General features: G+C 46.2%; 17 protein-coding genes. 7 read left to right on the top strand and 10 right to left on the bottom strand.

Annotated features, from left to right (window positions below):
• Positions 1-453 precede the first annotated feature (453 nt).
• Complete coding sequence (locus OCV68_RS10115; RefSeq protein ID WP_262572381.1) at positions 454-2118, bottom strand: GGDEF domain-containing phosphodiesterase; 1665 nt, start codon at positions 2116-2118, stop codon at positions 454-456.
• A gap of 22 nt (positions 2119-2140) precedes the next feature.
• A complete protein-coding gene (locus OCV68_RS10110) occupies positions 2141-2596 on the bottom strand; it encodes a hypothetical protein (protein WP_022474545.1) in 456 nt (151 codons plus the stop codon).
• A 338-nt stretch (positions 2597-2934) separates the two neighbouring features.
• Between OCV68_RS10110 and OCV68_RS10105 the strand changes: the two genes are divergently transcribed.
• Together OCV68_RS10105 and OCV68_RS10100 are read left to right on the top strand one after the other, a co-directional pair.
• Positions 2935-4152 carry an iron-containing alcohol dehydrogenase gene (locus OCV68_RS10105; RefSeq protein ID WP_022474544.1) on the top strand — a complete coding sequence of 406 codons (1218 nt, stop codon included), beginning with the start codon at positions 2935-2937 and terminating at the stop codon, positions 4150-4152.
• A gap of 15 nt (positions 4153-4167) precedes the next feature.
• Positions 4168-4389 carry a hypothetical protein gene (locus tag OCV68_RS10100; protein ID WP_262572379.1) on the top strand — a complete coding sequence of 74 codons (222 nt, stop codon included), beginning with the start codon at positions 4168-4170 and terminating at the stop codon, positions 4387-4389.
• Between the two features lie 9 nt (positions 4390-4398).
• Here the strand turns inward: OCV68_RS10100 and OCV68_RS10095 are convergent, their stop codons facing one another.
• Together OCV68_RS10095 and OCV68_RS10090 are read right to left on the bottom strand one after the other, a co-directional pair.
• The gene (locus OCV68_RS10095; RefSeq protein WP_262572377.1) at positions 4399-6444 is read right to left on the bottom strand and encodes an HD domain-containing phosphohydrolase; all 2046 of its coding nucleotides are present in this window, start codon (positions 6442-6444) and stop codon (positions 4399-4401) included.
• 203 nt (positions 6445-6647) lie between these two features.
• Positions 6648-7091, bottom strand: a complete 444-nt coding sequence (locus OCV68_RS10090; RefSeq protein WP_147621616.1) for a GatB/YqeY domain-containing protein — start codon at positions 7089-7091, stop codon at positions 6648-6650.
• 207 nt (positions 7092-7298) lie between these two features.
• Between OCV68_RS10090 and OCV68_RS10085 the strand changes: the two genes are divergently transcribed.
• From OCV68_RS10085 to nspC, 5 genes are all read left to right on the top strand, one after another.
• Positions 7299-7904, top strand: a complete 606-nt coding sequence (locus OCV68_RS10085; RefSeq protein ID WP_262572374.1) for a hypothetical protein — start codon at positions 7299-7301, stop codon at positions 7902-7904.
• A 27-nt stretch (positions 7905-7931) separates the two neighbouring features.
• Positions 7932-9131: a C39 family peptidase gene (locus OCV68_RS10080; RefSeq protein WP_147621617.1), complete on the top strand. Its 1200-nt coding sequence runs from the start codon at positions 7932-7934 to the stop codon at positions 9129-9131.
• Positions 9132-9291: 160 nt separating this feature from the next.
• Positions 9292-10671, top strand: a complete 1380-nt coding sequence (locus OCV68_RS10075; protein ID WP_262572372.1) for a tRNA(Met) cytidine acetate ligase — start codon at positions 9292-9294, stop codon at positions 10669-10671.
• Between the two features lie 4 nt (positions 10672-10675).
• Positions 10676-10882 carry a DUF896 domain-containing protein gene (locus OCV68_RS10070; protein ID WP_262572370.1) on the top strand — a complete coding sequence of 69 codons (207 nt, stop codon included), beginning with the start codon at positions 10676-10678 and terminating at the stop codon, positions 10880-10882.
• 54 nt (positions 10883-10936) lie between these two features.
• Positions 10937-12088 carry a carboxynorspermidine decarboxylase gene (gene nspC / locus OCV68_RS10065; RefSeq protein ID WP_262572368.1) on the top strand — a complete coding sequence of 384 codons (1152 nt, stop codon included), beginning with the start codon at positions 10937-10939 and terminating at the stop codon, positions 12086-12088.
• Between the two features lie 76 nt (positions 12089-12164).
• Here nspC and purD read toward each other — a convergent pair whose 3' ends face one another.
• From purD to purN, 6 genes are read right to left on the bottom strand one after another with little or no spacing between them, the layout of a single operon-like run.
• Positions 12165-13445: a phosphoribosylamine--glycine ligase gene (gene purD / locus OCV68_RS10060; protein ID WP_022474536.1), complete on the bottom strand. Its 1281-nt coding sequence runs from the start codon at positions 13443-13445 to the stop codon at positions 12165-12167.
• A 23-nt stretch (positions 13446-13468) separates the two neighbouring features.
• A complete protein-coding gene (locus OCV68_RS10055; protein ID WP_262572367.1) occupies positions 13469-14035 on the bottom strand; it encodes a photosystem II reaction center PsbP family protein in 567 nt (188 codons plus the stop codon).
• Positions 14036-14037: 2 nt separating this feature from the next.
• Positions 14038-15219 carry a phosphoribosylaminoimidazolecarboxamide formyltransferase gene (locus tag OCV68_RS10050; protein ID WP_022474534.1) on the bottom strand — a complete coding sequence of 394 codons (1182 nt, stop codon included), beginning with the start codon at positions 15217-15219 and terminating at the stop codon, positions 14038-14040.
• Positions 15220-15240: 21 nt separating this feature from the next.
• Positions 15241-15966, bottom strand: coding sequence for an IMP cyclohydrolase (locus OCV68_RS10045; RefSeq protein ID WP_147621621.1), 726 nt, complete (start codon positions 15964-15966; stop codon positions 15241-15243).
• Positions 15967-15969: 3 nt separating this feature from the next.
• Positions 15970-16731, bottom strand: coding sequence for a class I SAM-dependent methyltransferase (locus tag OCV68_RS10040; protein WP_262572364.1), 762 nt, complete (start codon positions 16729-16731; stop codon positions 15970-15972).
• Positions 16718-17344 (bottom strand): phosphoribosylglycinamide formyltransferase, encoded by a 627-nt coding sequence (gene purN, locus OCV68_RS10035; RefSeq protein ID WP_022474531.1) that lies wholly within the window; start codon positions 17342-17344, stop codon positions 16718-16720. The genes OCV68_RS10040 and purN overlap by 14 nt, the downstream gene beginning before the upstream one ends.
• Position 17345 lies beyond the last annotated feature (1 nt).

Raw genomic sequence — 17345 nt, 5'->3', positions numbered from 1 at the left:
CTCCTTTGATATCGTTCAAGCCTGAACGACATGAATTTCAACTCATTTTATGTCTTGATATATGTTTTGCGTAAAAAAAATCCTGTGTATATCTGCCGTCCCGTTCTTAGGCGGAACACTATATACACGGGTCTGTCATCTGCAAAACCACTATATCTAGTATTATACAACCTTTTTCTATATTTGGCAAGTGTAATTTTTCATACTATTGACGTGCGTTTATTATGCAATCCTACAATTTTTTACAAATAGCTTGACAGGATCTGCGGCTTAAAAAAGCGACTTTTAACAACTGCATAAAAACGTTTTCAATTTGCAGCGAATTTTTGTTGATTATCGCTTAATGCCAAAAGTGATATGTATATAACCGCATATTGGCGCAAAAATAACCTGCACCTGTGCCCACAATATGCACAGATGCAGAATTATATCAGTAATATCCGCTCAGGAAACTTACGCTCCGTAAGCCATTTTCTCAAATTCAGCCAGAGGGACAGGCTTTGAATACAAAAAGCCTTGAACCGTATCGCAGCCGCACTGGGAAAGAAAGCTTGCCTGCTCCTTTGTCTCAACGCCCTCAGCCACCATATCAAGACCGATGTCCTTTGACATTGCAATAGTGTGGGCGATTATCTTCTTGCCCCTTTCGGAAAGCATAAATTCGCTGAAAAACGCCCTGTCTATCTTGATAACGTCAAAAGGAGTGCTTTTGAGAGTATTGAGGGAGGAATATCCCGAACCAAAATCGTCCATCAGCAGCACATAGCCGTTGTCTTTAAGCTCACACACCGCATTTTCCGTTCTGGGATTTTCCACTGTTTCGGTTATTTCCGTCTCAATATACTTCTGGGGAATATCATACTTTTTGATAAGCGCATTGAGCTTGCCGATAAAGTCACCGCTGTCAAGATGCACCCTTGAAATATTTATGGAAATAGTCACAGGTTCACGGACCATATCTATCCACTTGCGCACAGCCTTGCACGCCTGCTCCCAGATGTATTCATCAAGCTTGATGATAAACCCGTTCTGCTCGAACACGGGAATAAAGACAGCAGGGGAAATAAGACCGTACTCGGGGTGCCGCCATCTTGCCAGCGCCTCAGCGCCAACTATCTTATTGGCTTCAATGCTGTACTTTGGCTGAAGATACATCTCAAACTCGTTATGCTCCAGCGCATAATACATTCTTTCCTCTATCTGCCTACGGAGGTTAAGCACATTTTCCTGATTTTTGGCGTAATAGCCCACATTTTTCAGTGCACTGCCCTTTACAGATTCCCTTGCCAGAGCCACACGGTCCATAAGTATGCGCACAGGAGCCGTCTTATCCACTTCATCGGCAAAATACACGCCGAACACAAGCTTATATTCAATGCTGCCGTATCGGCTGAGAAGCCTGTTTATATTTCCGATAAGAACATCTATTTCGTCACGGCTGTTATAAGCCGTGACTATAACAAAAATATCGGCGGCAAGACGAAAATGCACCTGCTTCTCGGCGCATATGACATCAAGGACGTTTCTTATGTGATCAAGTATGTCATTGCCTGTTTTTTCGCTGTATTCGGTGTTTATAAACCTGAATTTTTCAATATCGAACTGTACAAAAGCGGTGTTCGCTCCGCTTTCGAGAATGGAGCGAACTCTGTTTTCATAAACCTTGGGGTGAGTATCATTGGTGAAGCTGTCAACTATATCCTTATTGACAAGCTCCTCGGCGGTCATAATATGGATACAGCCGATAATGCTGTTTATATTGTCATTGCCGTCGCTGCGTGGGATAATATTCATTATCACCCACTCATATACAGGCGACTTTGCTTCCCCTGTATTGAGGCGGAAGCTTATGCTGAGACTGCCGTCACGCTCGGAGACACCTTTGGGCGCCAGCAGCTCGCCGCAGAACATTGACACCATTTCCCTGTCCGCAGGGTGAACGGCATCGCCCTTTTGCAGCTGCACTATGGGATTTATCCCCTCGACAAACACGCTTTTGAAATGCCCCGAGCTGTTTTCAATACTGAAAGTGCCGTCAGAAAGGTCGCAGACAAAGCCGAAGCATCTGTCGCTTTCGCTGATATATTCGCTGAACGCCTCCGCAAATGCCTTGCTCACCGTCTCCTACCTTCCTTCTGCCTTAATGAACGTTGGTATGCTCAAGCGACTTATGAAGCGCTGTTGTAAACGTTGGAATATTTATAACATGAAGTCCGCTCTTGTTGAGATATCCGTTTACCACCTTTTTATCCTTGAAAAAGTCGGCTGCGGAATTTGCCGAAAACTCAAACAGCTCGCCGGTGTTGCTTACAGCAGCATACATCACCGAATCAAAGGGCGACTTGTACTGATTGATAATATAGAATGCAGTAGAGTGCTTTCTCTCTTCATATGTAAGCTTTGCCAGAGCGTGCTTACTGTCGGTTATCTTTACAACAGAATTTTCAAGCTTTGCGTTGTATATCTCACGGTGAACTATTTTCTGGGTTATATCAGCGATATCATACTCGCTGACCGACATACTGTCCTCATCAAATACCACAAAAGATATCTTGCCCTGCTCATCAAGTACCTTGCATATCAGATATTCATTCATCAGCCTTTATCCTTTCTTTGTTGTAGCCAGATGAAACAGCTTAGTACATTTTGTTATACAGCTGCTCATACCATATCCATTTATTATATAATAATAACATAAAAGGCTCTATTTTTCAAGAGCGTTTATGTATTTTTATACAAATTAAATAAAAAATGCCGGTATTTTTTCTATAAAGCTTATTATTGAGGTCTGCTCATGTATAAATGTATATGTGAATATGAATAATTTTATATTTTACAAACAGCATTTTGTGTGATAAAATAAGGCTATGAGGTAATATTTTTGGTGAATATTACAAATATAGTTATCTGCAAATAAATAAGGAGGTTTATTTTATGGCAAGATTTACATTACCGAGAGATATTTACCACGGAAAGGGTTGCCTTGAAACTCTGAAGACTCTCGAAGGAAAGAGAGCTATGATCTGCGTGGGCGGCGGCTCAATGAAGAGAAACGGTTTTCTCGACCGAGCTGTGGAATACCTCAAGGAAGCAGGCATGGAGGTTCAGCTTTATGAAGGCATCGAGCCTGACCCCTCAGTTGAAACTGTTATGAAGGGCGCTGACGCTATGCTCAAGTTCCAGCCTGACTGGATAATTGCTATGGGCGGCGGCTCACCTATCGACGCTGCAAAGGCTATGTGGATAAAGTACGAATATCCCGATGTAACATTTGAGGATATGTGCAAGGTATTCGGTCTTCCCAAGCTGCGCAAGAAGGCTCATTTCTGCGCTATCCCCTCTACATCGGGCACAGCTACCGAGGTAACTGCTTTCTCTATCATCACCGACTACAGCAAGGGAATAAAGTATCCTATCGCTGACTTTGAGATCACCCCCGATGTTGCTATCGTTGACCCTGACCTGGCTGAAACAATGCCCAAGAAGCTTGTTGCTCACACAGGTATGGACGCTATGACACACGCAATCGAGGCATATGTTTCCACAGCACACTGTGATTACTCCGACCCTCTCGCTCTCCACGCTATCAAGATGATCGAGCATGACCTTATCGATTCCTACAACGGCGATATGGCTAAGAGAGATTCTATGCACAACGCACAGTGCCTGGCAGGTATGGCATTCTCCAATGCTCTTCTGGGTATCGTTCACTCCATGGCTCACAAGACAGGCGCAGCTTTTGCCGATTACGGCTCTCACATTATCCACGGTGCCGCAAACGCAATGTATCTGCCCAAGGTAATTGCATACAACGCAAAGAATCCCGAGGCAGCAGACCGTTACGCTGAGATCTCCGACTTTATGAGTCTGGGCGGAAACAGCAAGGAAGAAAAGATACAGCTTCTCATTACATACCTCAGAGGCATGAATGACAAGCTGAACATTCCTCACAGCATCAACCACTACGGTGCTGACAGCTATCCCGCAGAGCAGGGCTTCGTTCCCGAGAACGTATTCCTGGAGAGACTTCCCGAGATCGCAAAGAACGCCATTGCAGATGCGTGCACAGGCTCCAACCCCCGTCAGCCTTCTCAGGAAGAGATGGAAAAGCTTCTTAAGTGCTGCTACTACGACACTGAAGTTGATTTCTGATAAAACAGTTCTGAAATGAATAAAAAAAGCCGCCGCTTCCGAAATAAAACAGAAGCGGCGGCTTTTATTGTTATAACCGATTCATTTATCCTCCAAAAAAAGGGGGGAGCATTATATGTAAAAAGCAGCGAAATGATCTCTGATCGTTTAAACTTATTGCCCCTAAAAGCTCTTTCCGCTTATCAGAAGCTAATGTCAAATATTATAATGACAAAAGGGATTTTTATTGGCAAATAAAAGAATTATTCAATCAGAATTTTCTTCAAACACCTTTTCTATCTTGCTGCGTATCTTTATAAATTCATCTACAAGCTCGGGTTCAAAGTGGCTTCCCGATGATTCTTTCAGAATATCAATGGCCTTATCCACAGAAAATGCGTCCTTATAAACTCTTTTGCTGGTAAGCGCATCAAAAACATCGACTACAGCCATTATCCTTGCGCACAAGGGTATCTGCTCACCCGCAAGCCCCATAGGATAGCCTGTGCCGTTCCACTTTTCATGGTGGTAGAGCGCCATCTGCTCGGCTGTTTCTATATAATCATTGTTTTCAATATTCCTGAGCGTCTGCTCGATTATCTTTGCACCCTCGATAGTGTGGGTCTTGATAACATCAAACTCCTCGGGAGTAAGCCTTCCGGGCTTGTTAAGGATACTGTCAGATATCTTTATCTTGCCGATATCATGCAATGGAGCCGCCTTGTACATCAGCTGCCTGTACTCATCGCTCAGAACCTCGGAATACTCAGGCAGACCTGCAAGATGGGAGCTGAATACTTTGAGATACTCCCCTGTCCGCTTGACGTGCTTGCCTGTGAACTTGTCCCTTGACTCAACCATATCCGCAAAGCTGGAAATGATATTGTTCTGGATATCATTGAGCCTGTCATTTGACATACGAAGCGTTCTCTGCTGAACATACGTGCTCATGCTGGTGTTGAGAGACGCAATGAACCTTTGTGCGTTTCTGATAGACTGAGAGAAATACTCCCTGCGCTCATTGACCGCAAACAATATCATATAGCCGTAAATATTGCTCCTGTCATGCAGCGGCATAAAAAACGGGAGCGAATCCGTGCCTGCAAGCATATCCTTGTCGGGGAACAAATCATTTCTGAGATATCTTCCTGTTTCAACGTTATTCGTGCCATAAAAATATTTGCTGTATATCATATCATCGGTGAACGGTGAATTGCTATAGGTATGCTCCGTATCGTTCATATCATGGAAATCCTTGTTCACACAGACATATGTATTGCAGTTCATGTAGGATTTTAATATCCTTCGTATCTGCTCAATGTCGGTAACATTGGCAAGCTTTGCCATCATATTGTTCATGGAACGGCTGATGCGGTAATCGTCATTTATTCTGTCAAACATCAGATTAAGGGATTTGTTCACATGAGCCTCGGAAATTTCCTTACAGCCGCAGGATTCGGAATAGTCAACGGTGTATGGAAATTTATAGCAGCTTTCGGTCTGACCGCCGTCAAAAAGCTTTTTGAGGATATCCGCTATCATTTGGGCAAACTTGTCCATATCACGGCGGCAGGTGGAAATTCTTGGAAAATTGTACTTTTCCTGCTCAATGCCGTCAAATCCTGTGACAGCTACCTGCTCCGGAACCTTTATCCCTCTCTCGCTGAGCATTTCGCAGACAGTTATTGCCATAGAATCGTTTATGCAGACTATTGCTTCGGGAAGACCGTCGGGGTCATCAAGAAAGCCCTGCATTACCTGCTTGGTGGGATAGGAATAGAAGCAGCCGTAGCCGAAACGCTTTTCCTCAAACGGAATGCCATGCTCAGCCAGCACCTGCTTGTATATTGCCTCACGCCTTTCGGAAATGCTGTTGCCCTTTATGCCCGCAATGCAGTTTATCTTAGTAAAATGGTGCTTTTCCGCCAGATGATCTACCAGCTTATAAAAAGCGTCGGACTCATCAAAAAGCACATTTGTGCAGCCCTCATGCTTCCTGCTGTCATCTACAACAATAACGGGACATGACCTTTTGGCTGCACATTTTATGATATCGTCTATGTAAAAATCATTTTTGAGCGTATTTGCAAATAAAACAACAGCGTCAATCATATTGGAGTCGATAAGCCTGAATATGCCAGCCTCGCCCTTGTCAAACAGATTATTTTCGTACAGATCTGTGGTAGTTGCCAGAACAAGATCCTTATATCCGTTCTTATCCAGTGCCAGATGGAGCGGGTACAGATAGCTCTGAACATCGTCTTCATGGACCTTTGCAGCACAAACGGCAATTATTTTCTGACCGCCTATCACATTAACCCCTCGCTTCCGCACAATATGCAAAACTCATTGCATATATACAATAATTACATTGCTCAGATATTAAATATAGTATAGCAAATTATAGTATGCACGTCAACCGACATATTGTAAATAAAAGGCAATATTTTGCACGCTAATATGAAAAAGTGCTTAACACTTCACGAATGTTAAGCACTTGAAACATCATATCAGGCTTATTTGCCTGCTGCGATATCGGATATTACCTTGTTGATAAGCTTTCCATCAGCCTTGCCTTTAAGCTCAGCCATAACAGCCTTCATATAAGCGCCCTTATTGCCGGAAGCGATAAGCTCGCCGAATTTTCCCTTAATAATGGGATAAAGCTCTTCCTCGCTCATCTGTGCGGGAGCAAAGCTCTTGATTATATCATACTTGCGCCTGTACTCATCGAGCTGCTCGGCATACTCGGCAGGGCAGGTATCCACCTGTTCCTTTGCCACCTTCAGTTCCTTGAGGATAACGCCGTCAACCAGTTCAGATGTGATATTATCCCTTGTGCCTGCGTCGATAGCTGCTTTTTTTACAGCAGCGATAAGGGTCTGCACAGCTTCCTTTCTGTCAGTATCTCTTGCTTTCATAGCGTCCTTGAGGGCGTTCTGCAAATCAGTAAATTCCATAAAAACAATCACCTTTCCGAGAACATTTCGGCCTTTTTGCCGTTGATATAATTATACCACAGTAATTTTCCGCTGTCAATCACAAGTTGATTTTTGCGGCACTGCGCCGAACTGATTTTCATATGCAAATTTATTCTCCTCAAACAGTTGAAAAAAACAAATCAGTATGATATAATAAAATATTATTTTACAAAGGAGCTTCACATAATGAGCGAAGAGAATTTGCCCGCAGTCGATAATGAGGACGAGGGCCGCCCTCCCGTTGACCCGAAAAACAAACTTTATACCGTTATCTCCCTGCTGATATTTGCTGTTCTGTATGCGGGCTGGTACTTTATCAAGGATAATTTTACACTCACATATGCACTTTATGCCGATTCTCTGACCGAGTCTCAGATGGCTCAGGTTATGAATGAGCTGGAGCTTACTGAGCTTCCCGAGGGCGCAGAGCTGAGCTATGCCCGTATGCACAGGAATTTCGATTCAGATACGCTTTACGCAGAGTTTCGCCTGCCGGACGGCTTCACCGAGGACGAGGATTTTACCGAAGTCCTTATCCCCTACGAATATGGAAATATAGCCGAGGACGAGCGCTTCACTGTTTATCCCACGCCCGACATGACCGCAGACTTTGTATATGGCGACAGCTATGTATGTATCGACAATCCCATGAAAAGCTGCCTTATCTATGAGGGCGATGACGGCACATATGCACTGTTCCGCACAGATGACTGTGACCCGTCAGTAAAAACCGCTTTCAAGGACGGAGTAAAGATACCTGTCAAATTCTCTAACCAAAATCTCGGCAGATAATGCCATCGGAAAGGATAGTCCCAAGTAATGCTCAGAAAAATCGGAACGCTTGCTGTTATGCTGGTAATATCCGCAGTATCAGGCACATTCGGAGCCGTATGCTCCGCTGATGACAGAACAGATTTCGGATATCATGCCGACAGCAGCGGTCTGTCAGTTTATATAAAAGACTATGACCCATCACAGCAGTACAGCATAAGCCTCAACGGCGGCAAGGGCTTTATCCCTGTTTACGGAAAAAGCGGCGTGCATTTCACCTCTCTTCCCGAAGGCACATATCAGCTGTGCGCCATGGTAACGGGAAAGCGCTCCACTCTATCCGACACAAAGGCTGTATGTCTGGGCGACAGTGGCATAAATCATGACAAAGAGATTCTCATCAACGTAACAGGCATAAGCGAAGAGCATTACAAAGGCGGAAGCATCAGCATTGATATCGAAAACTATTCTCCATCGGAAGAATACATGATTTCGGTAAACGGCGGCAAAAACTGGCTGAAAGCCGACGGCAAGACAACGGTAAAAAGCGGATTTATTGCAGGAAACTACACCGTTGCAGTAAAAAGCAGGAACGACAGCTCAAAAATATCAAGAAATGTCGAAATAACCGTACCCGTAAAAAATTATGCCCCGGCAGGTCATGTAAGAGCGCCCATGATAAAGCAGCTTCCCGAGCTTCCCACAGGCTGCGAGGTCACTTCCCTTGCAATGGCGCTGAATTTCTATGATCTGAACATAAAGCACACTTCTCTTGCGGACAGCTTTCTTGAAAAAGGCGCATACCGTGAGAGCGATTACCGAAAAGTATTTGTGGGCGACCCCAGAGTTTACAGGTCATACGGCTGCTATGCGGAAGTTATCGTGAACACGGCGGAAAAATTTCTGAAAACCGTTCCCGACAGGAGCTTCAAGGTATATGACCTTACGGGCTGCGAGCCTGACAGGCTGTATTCATACATTGATATGGGCTACCCTGTGATAGTCTGGGCAACAAGCAAGATGATGCCCACCACAAAGGGAGCCACATGGACGGACAGATCCACAGGCAAGACTATCAAATGGATAGGCAATGAGCACTGCCTGCTGCTTACGGGATATGACACTGAAAACAATCTGGTTTTCGTAAATGACCCTCAGGCAGGCACGGGAACATATAAGCTCGACCTTTTTGAAGAGCGCTTTTTTGACCTTGGAAAGCAGGCTGTGGTCATCATCGAGACTACGTAAATTTCTCCTGAAAACTGCACAAAATTTACATAAAATTTTATATTACATATGTTTATTTTAAAATATACTTGCATTATTTCAGAGAATGTGTTATAATGAATTATCAATATGCGCAGCTATGCCATGGCAGCTGCGGAAAAGAACCGGAGGAACTATTTTAATGAAAACATACGGAATCATCTGCGAATACAATCCTTTCCATAACGGACACATTTACCAGATAGAAGAAACCAAGAAGCAGACAGGTGCTACTCACATCGTTGCAATTATGAGCGGTAACTACGTTCAGCGTGGCGAGCCTGCTCTTATGGACAAGTTCAAGAGAGCTGAGATCGCTGTAAAGAACGGCGTTGACCTTGTTATTGAAATGCCCGTTCAGTACTGCCTTGCAAATGCTGAGCTTTTTGCACGCTGCGGTGTTATGCTCCTCGGCTCCCTCAGATGCGTTGAAGGTATCTCTTTCGGCAGCGAAAGCGGCAGCATCGACCAGCTCAAGGAATGTGCAGACGCTGTTATGGCTGTCACCACCCCCGAGAACCTCAAGCCTCTGCTTGAACAGGGTATGCCTTTCCCCGACGCTGTTCATCAGCTGGTAACTTATAAGTATGGCCCCCTGGTAGGCGACGTGCTCAACTCCCCCAACAATATTCTTGCTGTTGAATATCTCAAATCACTGAAAATTCTCGGTCTTATGGATAAGATACAGCCCTTTACCGTTAAGCGTGAGGGTGCTGCTCATGACGGCGAGGAGCACAGCGGAAACATCGCAAGCGGCGAATATATCCGCAGACTTATCGACGACGGCGAGGACTTCTCTGCATTCGTTCCCAAGGACACTGCCGACGCTATCAACGAGTACGATGACAAGGAGCTTCTCTGCTGGTTCGAGAACTTTGAAAGAATACTTATGTACCGCCTGAGAACCATTTCTCCTCAGGAACTGGCAACAGTTCCCGACGTAGGTCAGGGTCTTGAAAACAGGATCTTCCAGGCTGCAAGAATGTCAGGCACACTCGAGCAGCTGCTCAACGCCATCAAGGTAAAGCGTTACCCCATGGCTCGTATCAAGAGAATACTTCTCAACACACTTTTCGGCATCAAGTCCGAAGACCTGAAGGCTCCTCCTATGTACGGAAGAATCCTTGCCCTCAACGACAGAGGAACAGAGATACTCAAAATGGCCGGTTCTCTCCCCGAGGACAAGTTCTCCATTCCTTTCAGCTCCTCTCTCAAGGATTTTGTTGACAGCAACAAGGAAAATCCCAGAGCTATGCGCTCTATCGGCATGACCACCGTTTCCAGTGATATTTACACACTCGGCGCAAGAAATATCCGTCCCAGCGGCATGGATTTCACCGCCAAGATAGCATATGAAAAGCTTGAAGGCTTTGTATCCGAACTTCCCGCTGACCTTAAGACCACTGCTCATGCAGGCACTGTTGAGCAGGTAAACAAGGAAAGAGCTGCTGAGGCTGCTGCCAAGAAGGCTGCCGAAGAAGCAAAGAAGGACGACTCCGCCGAGAAATCAAAGGAGAACTGATTTTATGACACAGGATAAGATCAACCGCATCAATGAGCTTGCTCACAAAGAAAATCTTACTGATGAAGAGAAAGCTGAACAGGCTGCTCTCAGGGACGAGTACCGCAAGAGCGTTATCAGCAATCTGAAAAGTCAGCTTGACAATGTTAAGATAGTTGATGAAGAAGCCGTTGAAGAAGAGCTTGAAAAAGAAGAAAAGACTGACAAGTGATATCATGCTCCGTCCTTGCGGCGGAGCATTTTTTTTCAGAAAGGAGCTTCCAAAATGATGGACTTTGATATAAATTCGCTGAAAACGCCCTGCTATGTCACCGATGAACGGCTGCTTGAAAAGAACATGAAAATTCTCCGCAGCGTTTCCGAAAAGACAGGCTGCAAGGTGCTGCTGGCTCAGAAGGCTTTCTCAATGTACAGCACATATCCCCTAATGGCAAAATATCTTGACGGCACAACTGCCAGCGGACTGTATGAAGCAAAGCTGGGATACGAGGAAATGCCGGGAAAGGAAGTACACATCTTCTCCCCTGCCTATCGCCCCGATCACTTTGAAGAGATAACACAGATATGCGGTCACATTATCTTCAACAGCTTTAACCAGTGGAAGCGCTTCCGCCCCATGGTAAACAAGGCGATATCCGACGGCAGGCACATTGAATGCGGCATCCGTGTTAATCCCGAGTATTCCGAAATAGCAACGGATATCTATAACCCCTGCGCAGGAAATTCCCGTCTGGGAGTTCGTGCTTCCGACTTTGAGGAATCCGAGCTGGAAGGCATCAGCGGTCTGCATTTTCATACCATGTGCGAGCAGAACAGTGACGTTCTGGAGCGCACTATCCCCCATTTTGAGGAGAAATTCGGCAAGTACCTTTCAAAAATGAAGTGGGTAAACTTCGGCGGCGGTCATCACGTCACCAGAGATGATTATGATGTTGACAAGCTTTGCAAGGTCATCAGCTGCATTCATGATAAATACGATGTTCAGGTATATATTGAACCTGGTGAGGCAGCGGCTCTTAATGCAGGCTGGCTTATATCGGAAGTGCTTGAAGTGTTTGAAAGCGGCGAAGTGAGCCATGCCATAATCGACGCATCGGCTGCCTGCCATATGCCCGATGTGCTGGAAATGCCATATCGCCCCAACATCATAGGCAGCGGAAAGGCAGGCGAAAAGCCTTACACCTATCGTCTCGGAGCCGCTACCTGTCTGGCCGGAGATATCATCGGCGACTATTCCTTTGACAAGCCCCTTTCCGTAGGCGACAGGCTTATTTTCTGCGACATGGCAATATACACCATGTGCAAAAACAACACCTTTAACGGCATCGGACTTCCTGCTATTTACCGCATAGACACTGACGGGAAAATCCATCTTGAACATGAGTTTGGATATGAGGATTTCAAGTGCAGGCTTTGATTTAACCGAATATAAACAAAAAAGCTTATGTGCCAAAGTTGATTGGTACATAAGCTTTTGTTTTATTTCATTAAAATTATTTAAGTGCCATCATTGCTCTCTTGCCGATATCGTGACGGTAGTGAGCATTTTCAAAGGATATCTTATCCACTGCCGCATAGGACTTTTCAAGTGCCTCGGGAAGTGTAGCGCCGGTTGCGGTCACGCCAATAACACGTCCGCCGTTGGTGTAGAACTTGCCGTTCTCATACTTGGTGCCCGCATGATAAACAAATGCGCCCTCGACCTGACCCTTATCGTCAAGTCCGTGCATTTCCAGTCCCTTGGGATAAGACTTGGGATATCCGCCCGATGCCATAACAACGCAGGTGCAGTATTCCTTTTTCCACTTGATGTCAACATCTGCAAGAGTGCCGTTGTAAATAGCCTCGAATATCTCGCAGAGGTCGCCGTCCAGCAGAGGAAGAACTACCTGTGTCTCGGGATCGCCGAAACGGCAGTTATACTCAATAACTCTGGGGCCCTTGGGGGTTATCATAAGACCGAAGTAAAGGCAGCCCTTAAAGGTGCGTCCCTCGGCGTTCATAGCGTTGATGGTAGGCAGGAAGATCTTCTCCATGCACTCCTTAGCCACCTCATCGGTGTAATAAGGGTTGGGAGCAACTGTGCCCATTCCGCCTGTGTTAAGTCCCTCGTCATTATCATAAGCACGCTTGTGATCCATGGAGGATATCATAGGAACTACAGTCTTGCCGTCTGTAAAGGAAAGAACTGATACCTCAGGGCCCGTAAGAAATTCCTCGATAACTACAGTTGCGCTGCTTTCGCCGAACTGCTTGTCATCTATCATGGACTTTACAGCCTCAACAGCCTCTTCCTCGTTCTGAGCGATTATAACGCCCTTGCCCAAAGCAAGTCCGTCAGCCTTGATAACTGCGGGATATGTGTTCTGCTCCTTAAGATATGCGATAGCGGAAGCACTGTCGGAAAATACTTCATATCCTGCTGTGGGGATATTGTACTTCTTCATCAGGTGCTTGGAAAATACCTTGCTTCCCTCAATAATAGCAGCAGCCTTGTTGGGACCGAAGGTCATGATTCCCTCTGCATTGAGAGCATCTACCATTCCCAGAACCAGAGGATCATCGGGAGCAACTGCAACCATATCGACCTTGAGCTTCTTTGCAAGAGCCACAACGCCCCCGATATCGGTTGCCTTAACGTCAAAGCACTCGGCATAGCGGGAAATTCCGCCGTTTCCGGGTGTGCAGTAAAGCTTGTTAACACGTGGACTTTCGGCAAGCTTCATTATAATAGCGTGCTCACGTCCGCCGCCGCCTACTACCAGTATATCCATTTTTTTCATCCTTTCAGAAAGTTTTAGTCGATTGTAAAGGAATCTATTATCGCCTGAGCTTCCGACTGTGCGGAATCGAACTGCTCCTCTGCTGCTGTAAGTATTATGCTGTAAAGGCAGCTGTCATCAACAGTGACGATATGCTTTGTGCAGAGAGTCATTCCCTCAGCTTCACGCTTTATCGTAACAAAATAGCCGTCACAGCTTCCTGCCGTGCAGGCACCGCTGTCAGCAACGGTATAGTCAGCCATGCTATTGTACTGCTCTTCCAGAAGAGCGCCTATCTCAGCAACTGAGCTTCCGCCCGTGCCCTCGTTCACCTGAAATATGAGCAGTGTTGCGGCTTCGGTGTCGTTATGAGGATATGCAGGCTGCAATGCGCAGTCGATACCCTCCTGCTGAACATCAGATTTTTTCCATGTATCGGGTATCTCAATGGAATATCCGCTGCCGCTGTATATCACAGGTTCAGCCGCTTCAAAAGCAGAGGTCTCTATCATCACATCGGGATCATCGGCAACAGAGCTGTCAGCCGCACCGCACGCAGTAAGCGCCAGTGCCAGCGACAGCATAATGATAATTTTTTTCATCATTAGTGGTGGAAGAGACGGATTCCTGTAAATGCCATTGCGATATCGTACTTGTTGCAGGTCTCGATAACGTTGTCGTCACGGATAGAGCCGCCGGGCTGTGCGATATACTTAACGCCTGACTTATGAGCACGCTCGATATTGTCGCCGAAGGGGAAGAAAGCGTCGGAACCGAGGCAAACATCGGTGTTCTTAGCGATCCATGCCTTCTTTTCCTCAACAGTGAGGACTTCGGGCTTCTCGGTGAATACCTTCTGCCACTCACCGTCTCTCAGAACGTCCTCATACTCATCGCCGATATAAACGTCGATAGCGTTGTCACGGTCTGCACGTCTTACGTCAGCCTTGAAAGGAAGAGCCATTACCTTGGGGTTCTGTCTCAGCCACCAGTTGTCAGCCTTCTGACCTGCAAGACGTGTGCAGTGGATTCTTGACTGCTGACCTGCGCCGATGCCTATTGCCTGGCCGTCCTTTACGTAGCAAACGGAGTTGGACTGGGTATATTTAAGGGTGATAAGGGAAATGAGAAGATCATTCTTCTTGTCATCGGGGATATTCTTGTTATCGGTAACGATGTTTGCAAGCAGCTCAGTGTTGATATCCAGCTCGTTTCTGCCCTGCTCGAATGTAACGCCGTAAACCTGCTTTCTCTCGATAGGAGCGGGAACATAGCTCTCGTCTATCTTGATGATATTGTAAGTGCCCTTTCTCTTGGACTTGAGAATTTCAAGAGCCTCATCAGTGTAGCCGGGAGCGATAACACCGTCGGAAACCTCTCTCTGGATCATCTTTGCGGTGCAAACGTCGCACACATCGGAAAGAGCGATGAAATCGCCGTAGGAGGACATTCTGTCAGCGCCTCTTGCTCTTGCATATGCGCAAGCCAGAGGAGAAAGTTCGCCCAGATCATCTACCCAGTAGATCTTCTTGAGAGTGTCGGAAAGAGGCTTGCCTACTGCTGCGCCTGCGGGAGAAACGTGCTTGAAAGAGGTCGCTGCGCAAAGACCAGTTGCCTTTTTAAGCTCCTTTACAAGCTGCCAGCCGTTGAAAGCGTCCAGGAGATTGATATATCCGGGCTTGCCGTTGAGAACTTCAATGGGAAGCTCGCTGCCGTCTGCCATAAAAATTCTTGAAGGCTTCTGATTGGGGTTGCATCCATATTTAAGCTGCATTTCGTTTGCCATGATTATTACTTCCTTTCAAAATCATTCGCACTTGGCGTACTTGTTGATGATCCTTGACTCGCACTTGCCTGTTGCGATGTCGATATATCTTACAAAAAGGGATACCTTGTTATCTTCATTAAGAGCGTTCCAAACCTTTGAAGCAAACTCGTCAATGCTGTCATTGCCAAGCTCTACCTTCTTAGGCTCGCCCTCAAAGCTGGGAAGAGGATTGCCATCGCCCATATAGGTGTGGATAAAATGACCAACACCGTTTACAGGTGTACTGTAAGCAAAGGTAAATCTCTCGCAGGAATCGGGGTTGCCGTCTGCAGACTTGAGGATAGACATTGCGTAGTTGTACTCGCCGTTCTCAACGTGCATGATGCCTGAAATTCTGGGGGTGAAGTTGGGAGCGTCGTCCTCGTACTCTCTTGTTCTGAGAGACTGCTCAAAGGTCTGCTGCTTGTCCATAAGCTCGTAGATGGTATCGGTCTGGTCGCCGTTGGTAACGATGGTCTTGTTGCCAAGAACTCTTACGGGAGAGTAGATGATAAGATGGGGATCGGACAGCTTTGAAGGGTCAGCAGCCTCGGTCTTGATGCCGTCAGCTGTTTCAGTGAAAACTCTGTTGCGGGAGTTTACGCTTCTACCCATGATAAAATATGCGGTAACAGCAGTCTTGCCGTCTGCCGATCTGCCTATAACGATTCCTCTGCCGGGATATGCGTTGGAATTAAGCTCGTTTTCAAGTGATAATGTTTTCATTGCTCAATCGTCCTTTCGGTGTTTTATGTGACCAAGATAACAGGTCGTTCTGTATGGTATTGTGACCTTTCCGCCCTTTTCGTATCTTGAAAAAATATCTGTAAGCGCTTGGCGGATATATCCATGCCCCTCCTGCCCCTCATTGGGAACATAGGAACGGGAAAAGTTATCCCCCAGAAAACGCTCAAGGTCATATTCTTCCTCAAAGAAATATTCGGTATATTCACAGTCGGTAAGGAAATCATTCCTTAAAAACCTGTCCCCGTCGCCTGTTGACATAAGCCCTGCATGACCGCCCTTGTAATTGGGACAGGCACGCTTCATAAGCTCATCTCTTTCGTCGATCATGGGGCAGCTTACACGGTCATTGAATATGATCGCTGCAAGCTTTTTATCGGTAAGTATCCTCTCGCACTCTTTTGAAAAGCTCGGGGGATCGAACCAGTGAAAAGCAGTTGCCGCCGCAACAAGTCCCACTGAATTGTCGGGAAGCCCTGTATGCTCGGCAGTGCCGTTTATCACGCTGATGTCCTTATGGGATAATATCTTTCGGAGCATATCTGCGTTGGGTTCAACAGCAGTGACCCTCCATGGCTTGTTCATAAGCAGTCTGGTGAAAATTCCCGTGCCTGCGCCAATATCCGCAGCAGAATCGGTCTGAGCCGTTTCATAAAGATATTCGATAAGCTCCGTGGGATATGACGGGCGGTACCTGGCATAATCGTCAGCCTTGCCCGAAAATTTACCGATATTATTCGGTGACATATGCCACGCCGTCTTTTACCTGCACCTTGTCCTGGCAAAGAAGTGAAACAGCGTGAGGAAGTATCTTCCATTCAGCCTGCTCCATAACTCTTCTCTGGAGTACCTCGGGGGTATCGCCGTTCTTGACTTCAACGGCTTTCTGGAGAATGATAGGTCCGCCGTCGCAAACTTCCGTAACAAAATGAACTGTAGCTCCCGTTACCTTTACTCCCCTTTTGAGAGCTTCCTCATGGACTTTAAGACCATAGTAGCCCTTTCCGCAGAATGAGGGTATAAGTGCAGGATGAACGTTCACCATCTTATAAGGATATGCCTTGCAGACCTGCTCATCAAGAATGGTCATAAAGCCTGCATATACGATGATATCAGCCTTTTCAGCCCGCAGAGTTTCAAGCATCGCCTTGCTGTACTCGTGGCTGTCGGCATAGTCCTTTCTGGGAAGAACAATACCCTTTATGTCGTTCTGAGCAGCTCTTTCAAGAGCATATGCGCCCTCCTTTGAGGAGATAACGCAGGTTATCTTTCCACCCTGAAGCTCTCCACGCTTTTCGGCATCTATCAGAGCCTGAAGATTTGTTCCGCCGCCTGATACAAGCACGACTATATTTTTCATA

Origin of the sequence: Huintestinicola butyrica, assembly GCF_025567215.1 — a bacterium.
In the GTDB taxonomy this organism is placed as follows: domain Bacteria; phylum Bacillota; class Clostridia; order Oscillospirales; family Ruminococcaceae; genus Huintestinicola; species Huintestinicola butyrica.
The sequence above is the reverse complement of the archived record's forward strand: the minus strand, read 5'-3'. Positions and strand labels throughout refer to the sequence as shown.